20 protein-coding genes are annotated in these 20,949 nt (G+C 52.2%); 3 read left to right on the forward strand and 17 right to left on the reverse strand.

Going from position 1 to position 20,949, the window contains the following annotated elements; all coding sequences use genetic code 11:
* Positions 1-163 precede the first annotated feature (163 nt).
* Positions 164-1,618: an MFS transporter gene (locus QWJ20_RS11705; protein ID WP_433992595.1), complete on the reverse strand. Its 1,455-nt coding sequence runs from the start codon at positions 1,616-1,618 to the stop codon at positions 164-166.
* 123 nt (positions 1,619-1,741) lie between these two features.
* Between QWJ20_RS11705 and QWJ20_RS11710 the strand changes: the two genes are divergently transcribed.
* The gene (locus QWJ20_RS11710; protein ID WP_433992596.1) at positions 1,742-2,539 is read left to right on the forward strand and encodes a helix-turn-helix transcriptional regulator; all 798 of its coding nucleotides are present in this window, start codon (positions 1,742-1,744) and stop codon (positions 2,537-2,539) included.
* A 60-nt stretch (positions 2,540-2,599) separates the two neighbouring features.
* Here QWJ20_RS11710 and ptsG read toward each other — a convergent pair whose 3' ends face one another.
* The 14 genes from ptsG to yceD all read right to left on the reverse strand — a co-directional run bounded on the left by ptsG (position 2,600) and on the right by yceD (position 14,935).
* The gene (gene ptsG, locus QWJ20_RS11715) at positions 2,600-4,033 is read right to left on the reverse strand and encodes a PTS glucose transporter subunit IIBC (protein ID WP_039480322.1); all 1,434 of its coding nucleotides are present in this window, start codon (positions 4,031-4,033) and stop codon (positions 2,600-2,602) included.
* Positions 4,034-4,346: 313 nt separating this feature from the next.
* Positions 4,347-5,144, reverse strand: coding sequence for a metal-dependent hydrolase (locus QWJ20_RS11720; protein WP_433992597.1), 798 nt, complete (start codon positions 5,142-5,144; stop codon positions 4,347-4,349).
* A gap of 19 nt (positions 5,145-5,163) precedes the next feature.
* On the reverse strand, positions 5,164-6,174 hold the full coding sequence (gene holB, locus QWJ20_RS11725; protein WP_433992598.1) for a DNA polymerase III subunit delta': 1,011 nt from the start codon (positions 6,172-6,174) through the stop codon (positions 5,164-5,166).
* Positions 6,174-6,833, reverse strand: coding sequence for a dTMP kinase (gene tmk, locus QWJ20_RS11730; RefSeq protein WP_433992599.1), 660 nt, complete (start codon positions 6,831-6,833; stop codon positions 6,174-6,176). The genes holB and tmk overlap by 1 nt, the downstream gene beginning before the upstream one ends.
* On the reverse strand, positions 6,823-7,842 hold the full coding sequence (gene mltG, locus QWJ20_RS11735; protein ID WP_433992600.1) for an endolytic transglycosylase MltG: 1,020 nt from the start codon (positions 7,840-7,842) through the stop codon (positions 6,823-6,825). Before mltG ends, tmk begins: the two co-directional genes overlap by 11 nt.
* Positions 7,843-7,856: 14 nt before the next feature.
* Positions 7,857-8,654 carry an aminodeoxychorismate lyase gene (pabC, locus tag QWJ20_RS11740; protein WP_433992601.1) on the reverse strand — a complete coding sequence of 266 codons (798 nt, stop codon included), beginning with the start codon at positions 8,652-8,654 and terminating at the stop codon, positions 7,857-7,859.
* 127 nt (positions 8,655-8,781) lie between these two features.
* A complete protein-coding gene (fabF, locus tag QWJ20_RS11745; RefSeq protein ID WP_433992602.1) occupies positions 8,782-10,023 on the reverse strand; it encodes a beta-ketoacyl-ACP synthase II in 1,242 nt (413 codons plus the stop codon).
* 81 nt (positions 10,024-10,104) lie between these two features.
* Positions 10,105-10,341, reverse strand: a complete 237-nt coding sequence (acpP, locus tag QWJ20_RS11750; protein WP_005970506.1) for an acyl carrier protein — start codon at positions 10,339-10,341, stop codon at positions 10,105-10,107.
* Positions 10,342-10,495: 154 nt separating this feature from the next.
* Positions 10,496-11,230 (reverse strand): 3-oxoacyl-ACP reductase FabG, encoded by a 735-nt coding sequence (gene fabG / locus QWJ20_RS11755; RefSeq protein WP_010276180.1) that lies wholly within the window; start codon positions 11,228-11,230, stop codon positions 10,496-10,498.
* 14 nt (positions 11,231-11,244) lie between these two features.
* Entirely contained in the window at positions 11,245-12,174 is a 930-nt protein-coding gene (fabD, locus tag QWJ20_RS11760) for an ACP S-malonyltransferase (RefSeq protein WP_039480306.1), read from the reverse strand.
* Positions 12,175-12,191: 17 nt separating this feature from the next.
* Complete coding sequence (locus QWJ20_RS11765) at positions 12,192-13,145, reverse strand: beta-ketoacyl-ACP synthase III (protein ID WP_039480303.1); 954 nt, start codon at positions 13,143-13,145, stop codon at positions 12,192-12,194.
* A 6-nt stretch (positions 13,146-13,151) separates the two neighbouring features.
* Positions 13,152-14,198: a phosphate acyltransferase PlsX gene (plsX, locus tag QWJ20_RS11770; RefSeq protein WP_095699870.1), complete on the reverse strand. Its 1,047-nt coding sequence runs from the start codon at positions 14,196-14,198 to the stop codon at positions 13,152-13,154.
* Between the two features lie 29 nt (positions 14,199-14,227).
* Entirely contained in the window at positions 14,228-14,398 is a 171-nt protein-coding gene (rpmF, locus tag QWJ20_RS11775) for a 50S ribosomal protein L32 (protein WP_005970518.1), read from the reverse strand.
* Positions 14,399-14,410: 12 nt separating this feature from the next.
* Positions 14,411-14,935 (reverse strand): 23S rRNA accumulation protein YceD, encoded by a 525-nt coding sequence (gene yceD, locus QWJ20_RS11780; RefSeq protein WP_095699871.1) that lies wholly within the window; start codon positions 14,933-14,935, stop codon positions 14,411-14,413.
* A gap of 140 nt (positions 14,936-15,075) precedes the next feature.
* Between yceD and QWJ20_RS11785 the strand changes: the two genes are divergently transcribed.
* Positions 15,076-15,660: a Maf family protein gene (locus QWJ20_RS11785; RefSeq protein WP_433992603.1), complete on the forward strand. Its 585-nt coding sequence runs from the start codon at positions 15,076-15,078 to the stop codon at positions 15,658-15,660.
* A 63-nt stretch (positions 15,661-15,723) separates the two neighbouring features.
* Here QWJ20_RS11785 and rluC read toward each other — a convergent pair whose 3' ends face one another.
* A complete protein-coding gene (rluC, locus tag QWJ20_RS11790; protein ID WP_039480293.1) occupies positions 15,724-16,680 on the reverse strand; it encodes a 23S rRNA pseudouridine(955/2504/2580) synthase RluC in 957 nt (318 codons plus the stop codon).
* Positions 16,681-17,274: 594 nt separating this feature from the next.
* Between rluC and rne the strand changes: the two genes are divergently transcribed.
* Positions 17,275-20,589, forward strand: a complete 3,315-nt coding sequence (gene rne / locus QWJ20_RS11795; RefSeq protein ID WP_433992604.1) for a ribonuclease E — start codon at positions 17,275-17,277, stop codon at positions 20,587-20,589.
* Between the two features lie 57 nt (positions 20,590-20,646).
* Here rne and QWJ20_RS11800 read toward each other — a convergent pair whose 3' ends face one another.
* A complete protein-coding gene (locus tag QWJ20_RS11800; protein WP_119888691.1) occupies positions 20,647-20,934 on the reverse strand; it encodes a putative quinol monooxygenase in 288 nt (95 codons plus the stop codon).
* Positions 20,935-20,949 lie beyond the last annotated feature (15 nt).

Raw genomic sequence — 20,949 nt, forward strand, 5'->3', positions numbered from 1 at the left:
ATTTCTTTCAACCTTCTTCGTCTATTTCTGGTGCGGGTGGTCAAAATACGACTCCCAGTAAAAACCAGAAATACGCCAGCTTTCTCCTGAAAACAGCGACGCTATCACCGCTGCGGTAAGGCTTTCGTACCGTCCATCGAAAATTTGTGTGTGCGCCTTCCCATCAGCTAAGAGACCGCTGCGTTCTTACTAACATCAGCAACAGGATGCAGACCAACAGGGCAGCGACCAGGTTGTAGAGCATTCCCGCCACAAAGGCTGAAACGTATTGGCCCGCTTGTGCAACCGCACCATCGCCTGTCGCCAGTGCAGTACCAAACAGGATGCCCACCACGGCCACACCTAGCGCCGCCCCAACCTGCTGAACCGTCGAGATCACGCCCGATGCCATCCCCGCCTGAACCTCATCGACAAAGCCCAGCACCAGATTCAACAGCGGCGTCATGATGAGGCCTTGACCTGCTCCGACCACCACCAACACAGGGATCAGCTGTACAGCCACCAGATCGGCTCCCGCTATCTGCACCTGCACAATCAACAGGCCGATCGAGACAGCGTAAACCAGCGCTCCCGCAACGATAGCAGCTGTGCCCCAGCGGGCAACCAATCGTGGTGCCGCCAGCGATGCCAGAACGAAACCCACGCTGCACGGCGCAAAAATGCTGCCCGCGAGAAACGGATCAAGCCCCAGCCCCGTTTGCACCAGTAAGGCAAAACACAGGAAAAATGAGCTGGATGTGGAATACACCAGCAGCACCAATAACACACCCAGCAGGAAACGGCGCTGTGCGAGCAGGCGCATATCCACCAGCGGAAGGTGTCCCGTCCGCTGTCGTCGTTCCTGCTGGCGATGAAAAACCGTCAACAAGAGAGTCGAGGTGGCCAACATCCACAGGCTCCATGCTGGCCAGCCTTGCCCCGGCCCTTCGATCAGCGGCACCAGCAGCAGCGTCAACCCAACGCTGACCAACGCCACGCCCGTCCAATCTAGCGAAGGGCGCTGCGGCGCTCGGGACTCAGGAATAAATCGTGCAGCCGCAATAGCCAGCAGGCCAATGGGTATATTGATAAGAAAGATACTGCGCCAGCCCAGCCCGAACAGATTGGCATGCACCAGCCATCCCCCCAGTATCTGACCCGCGATAGCAGCGAGCCCCAGCGTCATGCCCAACAGACCGAAGGCACGGCGGCTATCGTCACCGTCGAAATTGACGCGGATAGAGGCATAAACCTGTGGAAACAGCAAAGCGGCTGCAAGTCCCTGTAAGATGCGAGCACCAATCAGAAACCCCGCACTGGGCGCTAAACCACACAGCGCAGAGGCGAGCGTAAATCCGGCCATACCCACTACAAACAGGCGGCGTCGACCAAAGACATCCCCCAGCCGCCCGCCCGTAATCAGCAGTACGCCGAAAGCCAGTTCATAACCCGCTACGATGAAACCGATTTGCGCGAAGCTAGCGCCCAGATCGGCCTGCATACTGGGAATCGCGACATTGACCACGAACAGGTCGAAGATCGTGACAAAACCCGCCATCAGTAGCACTGACAGGCCAAGCCACGGCGGACTGTTGACGGCTGGCGTAGGCAATGCCGACGCGCGATAATTTGAGTTCATTTTGTCTATCCTTGCCTATCGAGAAGTTGCGTATCGAAAATGATGACGCCGCCATTTTCAAATCCTTTTTAAACAATTACAATTTAACCACTTATGCTATTACTAAAAACAATGCGGTAAACGATGCGAACATTGGAAAGAACTCGCCATGATCTGGCCGCTTTTTTGCGCGCGCGCCGTGAACGGGTATCACCCGCCGACGTAGGCTTGCCTAGCGGAGGAAGACGACGCACGCCGGGCCTGAGACGCGAAGAAGTGGCGGCATTGGCTGGCGTTGGCCTGACGTGGTACACCTGGCTCGAACAGGGACGTGATATCGGCGTGTCGGCGGCATTTCTGGACAGTCTGGCACGGGTGCTAAAACTCGATGCAGCCGAACGTCGTCATTTGTTCCTGTTGGCGCATGAGCGACCGCCTGCCGAGCCGGGTAAGACGTGGTGCGTCGTGCCGCCGCTGGTACGGCGTCTGATGCACGATCTGGCTCCGCATCCGGCCTATATCCTCAACCTGCGCTGGGACGTGCTAACCTTCAATGAACCGGCGAATCAGCTTTTCAACTTTGACGCCCATCCTTCCGAAAGGCGTAATCTGCTCTGGCTCTTGTTCACCGACCCGTTGCTGCATGAGCGATTCATCGACTGGGAGCAACAGGCTCCACAGATGCTGTCGAGTTTTCGCCGCGATTTCGCACGTGCGACGCAGGAAGCGGATATTCATGAACTGGTGGACGAACTGGAGCAGGTATCGCCAGATTTCAAAACGTGGTGGCGGCAGCATGAGGTACACGCCCCGTGCAGCGGCGTGCGGCAACTGATGATCGACGACAAGGCTGAAGCTTTCGAACATACCTCGCTGACCATCGATGAAGATCGCCATCTGCAGCTGGTGGTTTACGCGCGGCAGTCTCAGGAAGAGAAATAAGGCGGTTTTGACCATAAAAAAAGGGGCTTTCGCCCCTTTTTATCACTCCCCAACAACACATCAGTGGTTACGGATGTAGTCGTCCATATCGGTTTTCAGGTTATCGGATTTGGTACCGAAAATGGCCTGAACACCGGAACCTGCCACAACCACACCTGCTGCGCCCAGTTTTTTCAGGCCAGCCTGATCAACTTTAGCCACATCGCCTACGCTGACGCGCAGACGGGTGATGCACGCATCCAGGTTAGTGATGTTTTCTTTACCACCAAACGCGCTAACCAGTGCGGCAGCCATTTCAGTGCTGTCCTGTGAGGTTTGCTCAGATGCGCTATCTTCACGACCCGGCGTTTTCAGATTCAGTTTAGTGATCAGAACGCGGAAGATGGTGTAGTAAATCAGCGCATAGCACAGACCCACAATCGGGAACAGCCACAGGTTGCTACCGTTGCCGCTCAGTACCACGAAGTCGATCAGACCGTGAGAGAAGCTTGTACCATCACGCATACCCAACAGGATACAGATTGGGAACGCCAGACCTGCCAGAATCGCATGGATCACATACAGGATCGGCGCGACAAACATGAAGGAGAACTCAATTGGCTCAGTGATGCCCGTCAGGAACGAGGTCAGCGCCGCAGAGATCATGATGCCGCCCACTTTCGCGCGGTTTTCTGGCTTCGCTGAATGCCAGATAGCAATAGCTGCTGCTGGCAAGCCGTACATTTTAAACAGGAAACCACCGGACAGTTTACCCGCAGTCGGGTCACCTGCAATGTAACGAGGGATATCTCCGTGGAAAACCTGACCCGCCGCATTGGTGAACTCACCAACCTGCATTTGGAAAGGTACGTTCCAGATATGGTGCAGACCAAACGGTACCAGAGAACGTTCAACGACCCCATAGATACCGAATGCCAGCATTGGGTTCTCATTCGCTGCCCAGTGAGAGAATACCTGGATCGCACTACCAACCGGTGGCCAGATGAACGACAACAGCGTACCGACAATGATTGCCGTCAGGCCGGAAATAATCGGCACAAAGCGTTTACCGGCAAAGAAGCCCAGATACTCAGGCAGCTGAATGCGGTAGAAACGGTTAAACATATACGCGGCAATCGCACCGGCAATGATCCCGCCCAGAACACCGGTATCTGCCAGATGCTTCGCCGTGATCTCGGCAGCCGGTAGATTAAGAACCAGCGGCGCAATCGCAGCCATGGTTTTGACCATGATGCCATAAGCCACCACTGCCGCCAGTGCGGAAACACCGTCGTTATTAGTGAAGCCCAGGGCAACACCAATAGCAAAAATCAACGGCATGTTGGCAAACACCGAGTCACCGGCCTGTGCCATGACGCTGGAGACAATTTCAGGCAACCAGCTAAAATTGGCCGAACCGACACCCAGCAGGATACCTGCGATAGGGAGTACGGATACGGGCAGCATTAGCGACTTACCTACTTTTTGCAGGTTTGCGAATGCATTCTTGAACATAATTGAGTGTGCTCCTGAGTAATAGTGCTTTTACTTCTGATACTTCATCTAAGCAAAGACGGGGAGGATGGCCTTTGCGAGTTGGGGTGTCTTAGCCCCCTTTAATTTTTACGCAGAGTAAAATAAATAGCGTTCACAATGTTTGATTGCTATCACGTTTCCACAAGCCAACAGGCTGAGATCGAATAGATATTGCACTTTTATGTGATATATCGCTAAAAAACACGTCCCCCTGAAGAGGAAAAACCTAATCAAGGGGATTATGAAGCGCTATTAATTACACGGATAAAAAAAACTCGGCTATTCTCAGCCACTATTGCGCAGCGGTCAACCGAGCCGGATCGATGTGAAACAGGCGGGAGAAGTTTTCTGTCGTGGCGGCAGCGAGGGTTTCCAACGATGTGCCTTTCAGTACAGCGAGATATTCTGCTACATCGCGTACATACGCAGGCTGGTTTTCCTGACCCCGGAATGGAACCGGCGCGAGCCAAGGGGAATCCGTCTCAATCAGCATCCGATCCAGCGGCACGTAACGCGCGACGTCACGCAACTCTTCTGCATTACGGAACGTGACAATCCCAGAGAACGAGATATAGAACCCCATGTCCAGCAGCGCTTTTGCCGTGATCAAATCTTCCGTAAAGCAGTGCAGCACGCCGCTGCATTTCTCCGCCTGCTCGTCACGTAGAATGGCCAGCGTATCTTCACGGGCAGCACGCGTATGCACGATGACCGGCTTGTTCAGGTCATTGCCAATACGGATGTGTTCACGAAACGATTCTTGCTGCTGGGCTTTCGTCTCTTGCTGATAGAAATAGTCCAGGCCCGTTTCCCCCATCGCCACCACACGGCTGGCGCTGGCTAGCTCACGCAGCTCGGCATAATCATAAGAGGCTTCCTGATTGAGCGGATGAACGCCGCAGGAAAAGGCCACGTTATCGCGCTCGCCGATTAACTCCACCATCGCACGATAGCCGGGCAGCGTTGTCGCCACCGCCAGAAGGAAGCCGACATCGCGACTTTTCGCTTTATCCAGCACATCGGAGACATCTTTATGCAATGACTCATAATCCAAACCGTCAAGATGACAGTGGGAATCCACTAACAACATGATATTTACTCGATAGTAATTAAACAGAAAAAGGGTGGCTGTCGCGCTTAACCGATGAAGCAAACGTGCGCTCTCCATCAAGCAGGCGTTCCGTCAGCAGCAGTTCACGGTTAACACCCGTGACGGTCAGCAATTTTTGCCGACAAGCCAGCCACTGTTGCAGCTCATACTGCAAATGTGCGGAAGGTTCGTGCGCCAGACGCTCAACCAATTCAATCTGATCCTGATTCACCCAATGCTCGCTTGCCCCCTGCTGCCATTTCATGGCATCCAGCAGTAGCGCAGCCAACCAGTGAATACGAACATCAGCATCGTCATGATTCAGCTGTGATATCAATGAGAGCTGATCTCGCGAAGTCAGCGCGGCAGAGAACGCCTGACACAGCGCGCTACGCTGTTTCCAACGCTCTGGCTGCAATAACGCCTCGGCAGCTAGCGGCGCGCCCGATTGCAATCTCAATGCCGTGCGCAATGCCTTGCTGTCATGGCGATGGCGAGCATTCAGCCACAGCACGCTCTGCGTCTCACTCGGGACATCCAGATAGTGATACAGGCAACGGCTGCGCAACGTAGCCAATAGCCGGGCTGGTTCACGGCAGCCAAATAAAAAGAAGGTATTCTGCGGCGGCTCTTCCAGCGTTTTCAGCAGTGCATTGGCGGCAGCCTCTGTCAGCAGCTCAGCAGCAGACAGCCAGATCACTTTTGCTCCGCCTTGTCGGGAGTGTTGATACACTTTTTCCACGACGTCACGCACGGGATCGACGCCCAGGCTTTGCTTGCCTTTCTCCGGGCTCAGCACATGCCAGTCTGGATGCGTTCCTGCGGTCATCAGGTTACAAGAGTGGCACTGACCGCAGCTTTTTATTCCATCAGGCCGCTGGCAGATCAGCCAGCGGCTCAGCGCATAAATCAGCGATTCATCGCCCATTCCCGGCAATGCATGCAGCAACAGCGCATGATGCCCCCTGCCCGCCTGATATTGGCCGATAAGCTGCCGATAAGATGCATTCAGCCACGGATACCAATCCATCAGCCCTGCCTCTGTGCAACAGGCTGCAACCCTTGTTGCTGCAACCACTGCTGTAACGTCGCCTGAATATCCGCACTCACGGCATCAATAGACTGTGAGGCATCGATCGTCAGGATGCTGTCATCCTCCGCCGCCAGTTCCTGATAGCGGGAGCGGGTGCGATCAAAGAAAGCCAGCGACTCCTGCTCAATCCGATCCAGCTCGCCGCGCTGACGCGCGCGTTGCAAGCCGATGGCTGGAGGAAGATCAAGATAGAGCGTCAGGTCAGGGCGAAAATCACCTAGCACAGTATCGCGCAGTGAGCGCAACAGTTGTTGATCGATCCCACGTCCACCGCCCTGATAAGCCTGTGAAGAGAGATCGTGACGATCGCCGATGACCCAGTTTCCATTCTCCAACGCCGGTTTGATGACGTTATCCACCAGCTGAACTCTGGCCGCGTATAACATCAGGACTTCTGCTTTGTCGGTGACCTTCTCATCGGCTATGCCTTGCTTGATAAGCTCACGCAGCTTCTCCGCCAGCGGCGTACCACCTGGCTCTCGCGTGAACACCACGTCTTTCACGCCATGTGAGCGCAGCGTTTCCACCACGATATTGCGTGCAGTGGTCTTCCCTGCACCTTCCAATCCTTCAATGACGATAAATTTACTGTTCATCCCGTTCCTTTAACGCTGAGCGGTATACCCTCACAGCACGATTATGGTCTGCAAGGTTAGTGGTAAAACTGTGTCCGCCTTTTCCATCCGCCACAAAATACAGGTATGACGTTTTGGCTGGGTGCGCAGCCGCATCCAATGAGGCTTTCCCCGGCATCGCGATTGGCGTCGGCGGCAGGCCGGAAATGACATACGTATTGTAAGGCGTCGGCGTGTCTAATGCTTTACGGGTTATCACGCCTTTATAGTCATCACCCATGCCATAAATCACTGTAGGGTCAGTCTGCAAGCGCATACCAAGACGTAAGCGATTGACAAAAACGGAGGCGACCTGAGTGCGTTCTTCATTGATCGCTGTTTCTTTTTCAATGATTGACGCCATCGTCAGCAATTCGTCCGGTGTCTTATACGGTAATCCTTCTTCACGCCCTTTCCATACCTCATCCACCGTTTTTTTCATGCGCTGATGCGCACGCTGCAACAGGGCGCTATCGCTCGTACCGGCCGTGTATGAGTAGGTATCAGGATAAAACCAGCCTTCTGGGTTCGTCTTATCTTTGATTTCCAACTGGGTGGCGACGTCCTGTTCGGTTTTATCGGCCAGTGAATGCTTGATGTAAGGTGCTTGTTGCAGCGTGGCAAGCCACTCTTTCAAACGTGAGCCTTCGACAAAACGGATGGAGAATTGCGCTTCCTTTCCGCTGGACAGCAGCGCCAGCATCTCGCGCACGGTCATGCCCGCAGTAAAGCGATACGTACCCGCTTTGAATTTTGCCAATTCAGGTTCAAAACGGAGCAGCCACGGAAAAAATGTGTCATCAGTAATGATTTTCTGATCGAGAAGCAGCGTTTCCAGCCCTTCCCTTCCCGTACCGGCAGGAAGCGTAAAGATAGCTTCCTTTTCGGTAGCCAATGGAGAATCAGCAAAACGCTGCATTTTCTGCCACGCGACCAGTAATATCAGCACAACAGCAGCGATAATCAGCAAACCAATTTTCTTTTTCTTCATAAATCAACCATCTACTAGCAGTCAGGACTTAGGAATTGATAAAGCTCTCGGGAGTGATAACGCCAGATGTGCGCCTGATTTACAGGGACGATCGGCATTAATGCATTACAAACCAGCACTTCGTCCGCATCGGACAGTGCGGTCAGGGGTTCGCTGACGATCTGTAGCTCGAAATCAGAATCTGCCAGCAAGGCAATAATATGCTGTCGGGCAACGCCATCCACACCTGACTCGGATAAATTCGGCGTATAAACCCGATGTCCTTTACGCCAGAATAAATTCGCGGCACAGCATTCCACTAGCGCACCAGAGGTGTCAAGCACGAGGGTCTCATCGGCTGAGGTCTGGTCAAGATGCGCGCGAATCAGCACTTGTTCGAGCCGATTCAGATGCTTTATCCCCGCCAACAGCGGACTTTTAGCGAGCGCCACCGGGCTGAGATTCAGGCTAATACCCTGCTCACGCCAACTGGCATAGTGCGCAGGATAGCTTACCTGCATAACGACTCGGGTTGGCTGCGCACAGCCTTGAGCACTATAACCTCGCCCGCCGACACCCCGCGTTAGCATCACTTTCACTACGCCATCCGTCCGCCCCAGCGCTACCTGTTTCATTTCAGCGATTAGGCTTTCCCAATCAAGCGTCGGAAATAACAAGCGCGTAGCGGCCTGTTGCAGACGCGCGACGTGCCGATCAAGCCAGACAATCTCGCCATCGCATACTCTGGCTGTCGTAAAACAGCCGTCACCATACTGTGTACCCCGATCGAGTACCGAAAGTTGTTCCTGTAACTGACCATTAATCCACAGCATATAAGCTCCGCATCATTCATCGTCGTCAGCTTGCCAGCAAAGCGGCGTTGCAGACAAGCAGGTGTGTCTGATTTTATGCAGGCAAAAAAAAACCCGGAAACCGGGTTTTTTTAAAACGCTATCGCAATCAAACTTTACGGAAGATCAGAGAACCGTTGGTTCCACCGAAGCCGAAAGAGTTGCAGAGTACGTATTCCAGGTTGCTGATCTGACGCGCCTCATGAGGCACGAAATCCAGATCGCAGCCTTCATCTGGATTGTCCAGATTGAGCGTTGGCGGAACAGACTGATCGCGCAGAGCAAGAATACTGAAAATAGACTCTACCGCACCTGCCGCACCGAGCAAGTGACCCGTCATGGATTTTGTCGAGCTCACCAGCACACTGCTGGCGTCTGCGCCAAATACGGATTTCACTGCCTGCGTTTCAGCTTTATCACCCGCAGGCGTAGAGGTGCCATGCGCGTTGATATAACCGATCTGGCTCGTTGCCAGACCCGCGTCACGCAGCGCATTTTCCATCGCCAGCGCAGCACCAGAACCGTTCTCCGGTGGAGACGTCATATGATACGCGTCGCTGCTCATGCCAAATCCAACAATTTCTGCATAGATTTTCGCACCGCGTTTTTTCGCGTGTTCATACTCTTCCAGCACCATGAGGCCAGCACCGTCACCCAGTACAAAACCATCACGGTCTTTATCCCACGGACGGCTTGCCGCCTGAGGATTGTCATTGCGCGTAGACAACGCACGAGCGGCACCGAATCCACCGACGCCCAATGGGGTACTGGCTTTTTCTGCACCACCGGCCAACATCACATCCGCATCGTTGTAAGCAATAATGCGAGCGGCTTGACCAATATTGTGTACGCCAGACGTACAGGCCGTAGCGATAGAGATGCTCGGGCCACGCATTCCGTACATGATAGTAAGATGCCCAGCCACCATATTGACGATGGTTGATGGCACGAAGAACGGGCTGATTTTACGCGGGCCGCCATTCACCAGCGCAGTGTGGTTCTCTTCAATAAGACCCAGACCGCCGATGCCGGAACCAATCGCCGCACCGATACGCGGAGCGTTTTCTTCCGTGATTTCCAAACCGGAATCCTGCATAGCTTGAACGCCAGCAGCAACACCGTATTGAATAAAGGCATCCATTTTGCGTGCTTCTTTACGCGAAATGAATTCCTCAGAATTAAAATTCTTTACTAAGCCAGCAAAACGCGTTGCGTAGGCACTAGTATCGAAATGGTCGATCAGGCTGATACCACTCTGACCGGCAAGAAGAGCACTCCAGGTAGACTCAACTGTATTGCCGACAGGAGATAACATGCCCAGTCCGGTCACAACTACTCGACGCTTAGACACGCTTATCCTCCAGGGAGGGAAAAAAAGACACTGCGGGACAAAAAAACTTAGGCGGTCGAATGACCGCCTAGATATGTTCGCTTACTGCTGGTTAGCCTGAATGAAATCAATGGCTGCTTGAACAGTCGTGATTTTTTCAGCTTCTTCGTCTGGAATCTCAGTATCAAATTCTTCTTCCAGAGCCATTACCAGCTCAACAGTGTCAAGAGAATCAGCGCCGAGGTCGTCAACGAAAGAAGCATTGTTTACGACTTCTTCCTGCTTAACACCAAGCTGTTCAACGATGATTTTCTTAACGCGTTCTTCGATAGTGCTCATACTCTTAAATTTCCTATCAAAACTCGCTTTCGCGATGGTTTTCGTAGTGTATAAAATGTTTGAAAAGATGCAACAAAATCTCGGCTGGTTGAACCACGATTTTGTGCTATTTTGCGGTTATCACCGCAAATAATGCAAATAGTTTTCGAGCTTTTTAGATCATATACATGCCGCCATTGACATGCAATGTTTCGCCAGTAATGTAAGCAGCTTCATCAGAGGCTAAAAATACAACAGCACTGGCGATTTCTTTAGCATCACCGAGTCGGTTAGCTGGAACCGACGTCAAAATGCCTGCTCGCTGTTCTTCTGTCAATGCCTGAGTCATATCTGTTTCGATAAAACCAGGCGCGACTACGTTGACCGTAATACCACGAGAAGCCACTTCACGCGCGAGGGATTTACTGAAACCAATCAGTCCCGCCTTCGCTGCCGCGTAGTTAGCTTGTCCTGCATTGCCCATCGTTCCCACAACGGAACCGATGGTAATGATCCGGCCAAAACGTTTCTTCATCATGGCACGCATCACTGCTTTAGACATGCGGAATACCGACGTTAAATTGGTATCCAGAATATCGTGCCATTCATCATCTTTCATACGCATCAGCAGGTTATCACGGGTGATACCCGCGTTATTGATAAGAATATCAATTTCCCCGAATTCTGCGCGAATTTCTGCTAATACGCTTTCTACTGATGCTGCATCGGCAACATTCAGCATATAACCTTTACCGTTCTCACCCAGCCAGCCACTAATGGCTTCAGCACCTTTTTCGCTGGTTGCGGTACCAATGACTTTTGCCCCGCGGGCAACCAACGTCTCGGCGATGGCACGCCCAATACCACGGCTTGCACCGGTAACCAGTGCAATTTTCCCCTCAAAACTCATTGTCTTCTCCGTTCTTATTTCTCAATCGCCGCTGATAGAGAAGCAGGATCGTTCACCGCTGCTGCTGTCAGGGTATCGACGATTCGTTTGGTTAAGCCAGTCAATACTTTACCCGGCCCGACTTCTAGCAGCGACTCAATGCCCTGAGAAGCCATAAATTCAACACAGTCAGTCCAGCGCACTGGGCAATGAAGCTGGCGCACCAGCGCATCGCGAATGGCTTCCGGCGTGGTTTCGATGCGAGCATCAACATTGTTCACAACGGGGATGACCGGAGAATTAAACGTCACGGATTCCAGCGCGACAGCGAGTTTCTTCGCTGCTGGCTCCATCAGCGCACAGTGTGACGGTACGCTGACAGGCAGCGGCAGCGCACGCTTCGCACCCGCTGCTTTACACGCAGCACCAGCACGCTCAACGGCGTCTTTATTGCCCGCGATCACCACCTGACCCGGTGAGTTGAAGTTTACCGGAGACACCACCTGCCCCTGCGCGGATTCTTCACACGCTTTAGCAATGGCATCGTTATCAAGCCCGATAATGGCATACATTGCACCCGTGCCTTCCGGCACCGCTTCCTGCATCAGTTTGCCACGCAGTTCAACCAGGCGGACGGCCTGTTGGAAATCCAGAACACCCGCACAAACCAGTGCTGAATACTCACCAAGGCTATGACCAGACATCAGGGCAGGTGTTTTGCCGCCCTGCTGCTGCCAGGCACGCCAGATAGCGACAGAAGCGGTCAGTAATGCAGGCTGCGTCTGCCAGGTTTTATTCAACTCTTCAGCCGGCCCTTGCTGGGTCAACTGCCACAAATCATAACCTAACGCTTCAGAAGCCTGAGCAAACGTTTCAGTGACGATCGGGTATTCTGCAGCAAGTTCAGCCAACATCCCTACCGTCTGCGATCCCTGACCTGGGAACACCATTGCAAATTGCGTCATATCACAATCCTGTTTAATTAAAAACGAACCAGCGCGGAACCCCAGGTAAAACCACCACCGAAGGCTTCAAGCAGCACCAGTTGCCCTGGTTTAATACGCCCATCGCGCACCGCTTCATCAAGTGCTGAAGGCACAGAGGCTGCGGAGGTATTACCATGACGATCCAGCGTCACAACCACCTTGTCCATCCCCATACCCAGCTTTTTCGCCGTGGCGCTGATGATGCGCAGGTTAGCCTGATGAGGCACCAACCAGTCTAATTCACTTTTATCCAGTTGAGCCGCTTGCAGCGTTTCTTCAACGATATGTGCCAGTTCAGTCACTGCCACTTTAAAGACTTCATTACCCGCCATCGTCAGGTAAGCAGGCGTATCCGTATGATTACGATCCTGATGTGGCAACGTCAGTAGTTCGCCATAACGGCCATCGGCATGCAGATGGGTAGAAAGAATACCCGGTTGCTCTGACGTCGTTAACAGGACAGCACCCGCACCATCACCGAACAGAATCAGCGTGCCGCGATCTTCAGGATCCAATGTACGAGACAACGTATCAGAACCGATCACCAGTGCGTATTTCACCGCACCACTTTTAACGTATTGATCGGCAACGCTCAGCGCGTAGGTAAAACCTGCACACGCAGCGGCCAGATCGAAGGCGATCGTGTCTTTGATCCCTAGCAGTTGCTGAACCTGACAGGCTGAGCTAGGGAAAGCATGGCTTGATGATGTTGTCGCAACAATCAGAAGACCGACTTCAGAAGGATCGACATTCGCCATTTCCAGCGCTTTTTGCGCGGCACGGTATCCCATGGTCGCCACGTTTTCATCCGGCGCAGCAATACGGCGCTCACGGATTCCAGTACGTGTGACGATCCAGTCGTCCGTCGTTTCCACCATCTTTTCTAAATCAGCGTTCGTCCTGATTTCTTCAGGCAGGTAGCTGCCCGTTCCGATTATTTTTGTATACATGTACGCTTAATCACTCTTGGGTAATACCGCTTCTAGACGAGCGGCAATCCGCTCGGGAAGCTGCCGCCGTACCGTCTGCATTGCCTGCTCAATAGCAACCGCAAACGCTCTCTGGTTTGCTGCACCATGGCTTTTGATTACAGTTCCCCGTAACCCTAGCAGGCATGCGCCATTATATTGATCGGGATTCAAATGACCGAAACGCTTTGATAAGCGTTTTTGTAACAAACGCCCTAGCCATTTCAACCACCAGGATCGCTTTTGTTTTTGCCCAGGGCCTGAAGCTGGAGATTTCAGCAGTGACAGGAACATCCTTACCACGCCTTCCACCGTTTTCAGGGTGACATTGCCCACAAAGCCGTCACAGACCATCACATCCGTTTTCCCAGTCAGCAGATCGTTGCCTTCCAGATAACCGATATAATTTATTGATGGTGCCTCTTTTAGCTGTGCCGCTGCTTCACGGATAGTGCTCAGCCCTTTGCTTTCTTCTTCACCGATATTCAACAACGCGACCCGAGGATTCGTCAGTTCCAGCACTTCTTCAGCCATCACTGAGCCCATCACGGCAAACTGAACCAGCATCGTGCTGTCACAGTCAACATTTGCCCCCAAATCCAACACGACTGTTTTTCCGTGTTGCTGGTGAGGTAATACTGACACCAACGCGGGTCGCTCAATTCCGTCCAGTGGCTTAATCAGGAGCTTTGCCAGCCCCATAAGCGCACCGGTGTTGCCTGCACTTACACAGGCCTGTGCCCTGCCGTCTTTAATCAACTCAAGCGCTATGCGCATTGAGGTACCACGGCTCGCACGAATAGCCTGCGACGGCCTCGCATCACTAGCAATAACCGACTCCGCCGGTATAACTTCTAAGCGGGAAAGTAAATCAGAATCGACTTTGGCAAGTAATGGAGTAATCGCAGCAGGATCGCCGACTAATAACAAATTGAGAGCTGGATTAGAAGCCAGTGCCTGCAATGCAGCAGGCACTGTTACGCAGGGACCAAAGTCCCCGCCCATCGCATCTAACGCCAGAGTTAGGCGTGTCAAGGTATTGCCTTACAAATAATTCGCAAGAATTACTTAGCAATGACCTTGCGACCGCGGTAGTAACCATCCGCAGTGATGTGGTGACGCAGGTGAGTTTCGCCAGAAACTTTATCTACGGATACAGAAGCGGTAGTCAGCGCATCATGTGAACGACGCATACCACGTTTGGAACGGCTAGGTTTGTTTTGTTGTACGGCCATGGACCTTACTCCTTATTGCTTATGCTTTAAACTGGCTAATACGGCAAATGGATTTGGTTTTTCCGCCTCTGCAGGCAGTTGACCAAATACCATATCCGCTTCGGACACTTCACAGTGTTCAGAATCATGCACCGGGGCGATAGGCAACATCAGAATAATTTCATCTTCAATCATTGCCAGCAGATCAACTTCGCCAAAACCATCGACGCCGATCGGCTCATACGCTTCCGGTAACGCTTCGGCCTGCTCATCATTGACGACCGGGCTGAAACAGAATGTCGCATGGACTTGATGTTCAAACGGCTTTCCGCAACGCTGACACATCAGAGTGACAGTAACGTCAGCGTTACCGTCAATCACCGCCAGACGCTGATTATCGATATTGAAAGATAAAGAGGCCTGAACATCACTATCCACACTCACCACTGATTCGGCAACACGCTCTACTTGTTCAGCTGAATAGATACCAACGTAATCTAAACGCTTCTGAGCAGTGCGGACCGCATCAAGGGTTAAGGGTAATTTTACCTTTTGCATAGGGCGCGCATATTAACGTCGTAACGACATAGAGTCAAAGAAAAAGGCAGTGATGCACCACCTTTCACCAATATTCGCTTCCAGAGCGGCGCACAGTTTAAAATGCCTTTCATCATTACGCTACGGTTTATCAAAAAATTATGCAGCAGATTGTTCTCGCCTCAACGTCACCTTACCGCCGAGCCTTGTTGGAAAAGCTGGCGATCCCCTTTGTTTGCGCATCGCCAGACATTGATGAAACCCCTCACCCCGGAGAAAACGCCGTCGATCTCGTGATCCGCCTTGCTGAAAACAAAGCGCGAGTGCTGGCCACTCACTACCCCAATCACCTGATTATCGGTTCCGATCAGGTTTGCGTCCTTGGGAACGCGATAACAGGAAAACCACATAATAAGGGTAACGCAACACGCCAGTTACAGCAGGCCAGCGGAAAGTGTGTTTCCTTCTTTACGGGCTTAGCGCTCTTCAATAGCGCGACCCAAGAAATACAGAGCCTAGCAGAGCCATTTGACGTGCATTTTCGTACGCTAACGGAAGCGGAAATTGACGGTTATCTGGAGAAAGAGCAGCCGTGGAACTGCGCGGGCAGTTTTAAAAGCGAAGGATTGGGCATTACCCTCTTTGAGCGGTTATCCGGGCGCGATCCTAATACGCTCATTGGGTTGCCACTGATCGCGCTAACACAGATGCTACAAAAGGAAGGCGTGAATCCACTGACGATGTGAAATGAATCGGGATAGCACGATGAAGCGCTATCCCGACAAATTAAGGCATGTAGGTATGCGAGGTTATGCTTTTGTCTTGCGCAACGCTTGCAGACAGCGACGCAATCCACTATCCAATGGCGCTTCGACTCTCAGCGTCTCACCCGTGTTCGGGTGCTCAAAACGCAGCGCCTGTGCATGCAGGAATAGACGTTTTAGGCCTGTGCCTACCAGTTGCTGATCGAATTCACGATCGCCGTAGCGGTCATCGAATGCTATCGGATGCCCGGCATACTGCGCGTGTACACGAATTTGGTGCGTACGCCCAGTAACAGGGCTAGCCCGCACCAGCGTCGCGTGTTCAAAACGCTCTTCTATTTTAAAGCGTGTTTCTGACGGTTTACCGTCGCTGTTTACCCGTACGATGCGTTCACCGCTTTGCAGGATATTTTTTAACAGTGGAGCCTGAACGACCTTACAGTGAGACTGCCACTGGCCGCGAACCAGCGCCAGATAGTCTTTTTGCATGCCTTTCAGCCGCAGCTGTTCGTGCAGAGAACGTAAGGCCGAACGTTTTTTGGCGACCAGCAAAACGCCCGAGGTATCGCGATCGAGACGGTGAACTAACTCCAGAAAACGCGCTTCAGGGCGTAAAGCCCGTAACCCTTCAATCACGCCAAAACTTAAGCCACTGCCGCCATGCACGGCTGTACCCGAGGGCTTATTTAGCACCAGCAGGTAATCATCTTCATAAATAATGCACTCGGCCAACGCCGCCACTTTACCAAGACTGGCAGAAACAGGGGTTTCATCGCGTTCTGCCTGTCGAACAGGCGGAATACGGATGACATCACCATCGAGCAATTTATACTCAGGTTTGACCCGTTTCTTATTTATCCTTACCTCACCTTTTCGCAAGATACGGTAAACCATGCTTTTAGGCACACCCTTTAAGTGGGTATGTAAAAAATTATCGATGCGCTGCCCCGCTTCATCTGCGGAGATCGTCACAAATTGTACTGAAGGATTATCTGTTTTCATGATGCGCGATTCTAAATAGAGCAACCCGATAGCGCCACTTCTTTTTCTGTGCTTAACTGTGTGTCTGACTTATGAAGATATTGTTGCACTGTCGAGTAAGCGGGCGGGTGAGTTGGGCTATAGCATCAAACCCTGTCCGTTTTGGTGATAACAACAGAACTATCTTTATACAGACAGGCAAAGTCACCTTGCTATAACGGTATCAGCAGTGGAATAATGCTTTTGCGTTTCCCACGCGGATTTCCGATAGAACAAGGGGAAATTGCGAAATTATTAAGTTTGCCTGATGACACACACACGCAGCAATGGCGTAAGACGTAATGTGATATCAAGCAGTTAGCGGGCTGCGGATTGCAGCTTGGCCGGCAAATGGAATCAGATCTGGCGACATAATTCAGAAGCTGTTCCCTCAGTAAATGCGCTGTTTTCCATCAGGAAACACAGGCTACCGAAACATGCGTCTCTATGCAGGCGACAACCGGGAGGTTGACGTCCCTGCGATAAGCCACGAGACCATCGGTTCACTCCGGTCATGCGGTTCTTTTGTCCGCAGCTCTATCAATAATGCAAGTAAAAATAACGAGTAAGTTGAAGATGAAAAGAATGTTAATTAACGCAACTCAGCAGGAAGAGTTGCGTGTTGCCTTGGTTGATGGTCAACGGCTGTATGATTTGGATATCGAAAGTCCAGGCCATGAGCAGAAGAAAGCAAATATCTACAAAGGTAAAATCACTCGTATCGAACCTAGTCTTGAAGCCGCTTTTGTTGATTACGGCGCTGAAAGACACGGTTTCCTCCCTCTTAAAGAAATCGCCCGCGAATACTTCCCTAGCAACTATTCTTCCCATGGTCGTCCTAACATCAAAGACGTGTTACGTGAAGGTCAGGAAGTCATTGTTCAGGTAGATAAAGAAGAGCGTGGCAACAAAGGCGCGGCACTGACCACCTTTATCAGTCTGGCAGGCAGCTATCTGGTCTTAATGCCGAATAACCCTCGTGCAGGCGGTATCTCACGCCGTATCGAAGGTGACGATCGTACCGAGCTCAAAGAAGCGTTGGGATCGTTGCAACTGCCCGATGGCATGGGGCTTATTGTTCGTACCGCTGGCGTGGGCAAATCCGCTGAAGCGCTGCAGTGGGATCTGGCTTTCCGTCTGAAACACTGGGACGCGATCAAAAAAGCCGCCGAAGGCCGCTCTGCACCATTCCTGATCCATCAGGAAAGTAATGTAATCGTCCGTGCTTTCCGTGACTATCTGCGCCCGGACATTGGTGAAATCCTGATCGACAACCCAAAAATTCTCGATCTGGCGAAAGAACATATTTCTGCGCTGGGTCGTCCCGATTTCAGCAGCAAAATCAAATTGTACAGTGGCGAAATTCCGCTTTTCAGCCACTATCAAATCGAATCGCAGATCGAATCGGCTTTCCAGCGTGAAGTTCGCCTGCCGTCTGGTGGCTCTATCGTTATCGATACGACCGAAGCGCTGACAGCAATCGATATCAACTCCGCCCGTGCAACGCGCGGTGGTGATATTGAAGAAACTGCGTTCAATACCAACCTTGAAGCCGCAGACGAAATTGCCCGCCAGTTGCGCTTGCGTGACCTCGGTGGCCTGATCGTTATCGACTTCATCGATATGACACCAGTTCGTCACCAGCGTGAAGTTGAAAACCGCCTGCGCGACTCTGTACGTCAGGATCGTGCGCGTATTCAGATCGGCCGGATTTCCCGCTTTGGTTTGCTGGAAATGTCGCGTCAGCGCCTAAGCCCTTCGCTGGGTGAATCCAGCCACCACGTCTGCCCACGCTGTAGCGGCACAGGCACGATTCGTGACAATGAATCACTTTCACTGTCTATTCTTCGTCTGATCGAAGAAGAAGCGCTGAAAGAAAATACCAAAGAAGTCCACGCGATTGTTCCAGTTCAGATTGCGTCTTATCTGCTGAACGAGAAGCGTGATGCCGTTAACGCCATTGAGAAACGTCAAGGCGGCGTGCGCGCGATCATCGTGCCACATGATGGTATGCAGACTCCGCACTACTCCGTTGTTCGCGTCCGTAAAGGCGAAGAAAAACCGACGCTCAGCTATTTGCTGCCTCAGCGTTTGGAAACGGAAACGCAGCAGTTGCAAGACGAACAAACAATCGAGCGTAAACAGCCTGAGCAACCGGCTTTAGCAACGTTTAGCATGGCTGAAATGCCAGAAGAAACCACGCCTCCAGTTGCCAAAGAGGCTCCTGCTGTAGCGAAAGCCACAGAGGATGCTCAACCGGGCCTCATTAGCCGTTTCCTCAGTGCCTTGAAAGGCGTATTCACTTCTGAACCTGTTGAAAAAACAGTGGATGCTGCAGACGATAAGAAAGCAGAAGAAGAGAAATCTACTGAGGGTCAGCGTTCTGAACGTCGGAACTCACGCCGTCAGGGTAATAATCGCCGCGATCGTGGCTCACGTGACAATCGTGACAATCGTGACAATCGTGACAATCGTGACAATCGTGACAATCGTGACAATCGTGACAATCGTGAACAGCGTGATGATCAGCGCCGTAATAAGCGACAAAACGAGGAAGCCGTTACTGACACCCGCGCTGTGGAAAATGCGGAGAAATCCAGTTCGGAAGAACAGCCGCGTCGTGAACCACGTGCTGAGCGTCAGCGTCGTCGTCAGGATGAGCGCCGACAGGCTCCGGCTGAGGCAAAAGCACAGCCAGTCATTGATGATTCTGATGACAATGTGGCCGAGCAGGATACACCGACTCAGGTTATGCCACGCCGTCAACGCCGTCAGTTGACGCAGAAAGTACGTGTCCAGTCTGAAACTCAGCAGGATACCCTCTCTGATAACACTGCGCCTGTTGCTGATGTATCCCAGCAGACTCAAGCTTACGTCAAGCCAAACGATACTGCGGTAGACAATAACGAGGTCGATAACGAGCAGAACGATGCAAATCGTGCCAATGCCGAGAATGGCGGTATGCCGCGTCGTTCACGTCGTTCGCCGCGTCACCTGCGCGTCAGCGGCCAGCGCCGTCGCCGCTATCGTGATGAGCGTTACCCGTCTCAGTCGCCAATGCAGTTGGAATTTGCTGCCGCATCACCGGAAATGGCATCAGGAAAAGTGTGGGTTAGCTATCCTCTTACACAGCCGCAGCAGGCTGAAAGCCAGCATCAGCAGGACGAGAACGTTGCAGCAATTGAAACACCGCTGTTACCAGCCGTAGTCGAAACCGCCGTGACAGCACAAGCAGACACAGTGGAATCCAACGCAGTTGAAAACGTTGCGATTACTGAAGCAGTGGTTCAGGAAGACGTCGCGGTAACCGCAACAGCACAGTCTGCCGACGTTATCCAGGATAGTAATGTAGCGGATGTCGAGCTGAGTACCGCTGGCGAAGAAACCGCCATCGAGCCAGTTACCGAGAACACCGCTATCGATGATGCTATCGCTGCAGTTGCCGTGAATGCCGTTGAGGAAGCACCAGCTGCTGATACTGTCGCTACTCAGGTCGCTGAAGATGTACAAGCCGTTGACGCTAATGCAACCGAGAAAGCCGATCTGGCAGAGCCAGTTTCTACCCCTGCGGTTTCCGCAGTACAGGAAGTCAGCCCGCCGCAAAGCGTTCAGGATGAGCCTGTAACGACGACCAGCGAACAGCAGATTGTGGAAGAGCCGGTATTGAGCGAAACAAAAGCAGTTGCTGATGTTGATCAACCTCGCTATAAGCTCCATGCGACAGCGCCAATGACTAAAGCGCCAGCGCCGGCATACCATGCTGAGCCAGCTCGACACAGTGATTGGGTACGTCCAGACTATCCGTTCTCAGGAAAAGGTTCGGCAGGCGGTCATGCTGCAGTTAACCAATCAACTGCGCCAGCAACCAAGCCTACACCAGTCAGCGAGTAATCCTGGCTTCTATAGACAAAAGCCCGCCAATTGGCGGGCTTTTTTATAAATAAATTTTTAGCCTAGAAAATTCAATAGCTTGATATCTACACTGTCCGTTTTGCCGTCCAGCTCCGCCAGCAGATTTTTGAAGTGATCGCTCTGCTCATGTGATGCCAACGCATCGCGATCTTTCCAGCGTTCGAAAAACACAAACGAGCCGGATTTATCCACAACTTCGTGCAGATCATACTGCACATTACCCGCTTCCTGTCGGCTAGGTGCCACCACGCGTTTCAGCGTTGCGGTAACGTCTGCAATGAACTCTGCTTTTGCCTGAATAGTAGCGACAATACGAATTTCCATATACATCCCTTATTT

Origin of the sequence: Pectobacterium sp. S5 (assembly GCF_051707265.1) — a bacterium.
Classification (GTDB): Bacteria; Pseudomonadota; Gammaproteobacteria; order Enterobacterales; family Enterobacteriaceae; genus Pectobacterium; species Pectobacterium polare.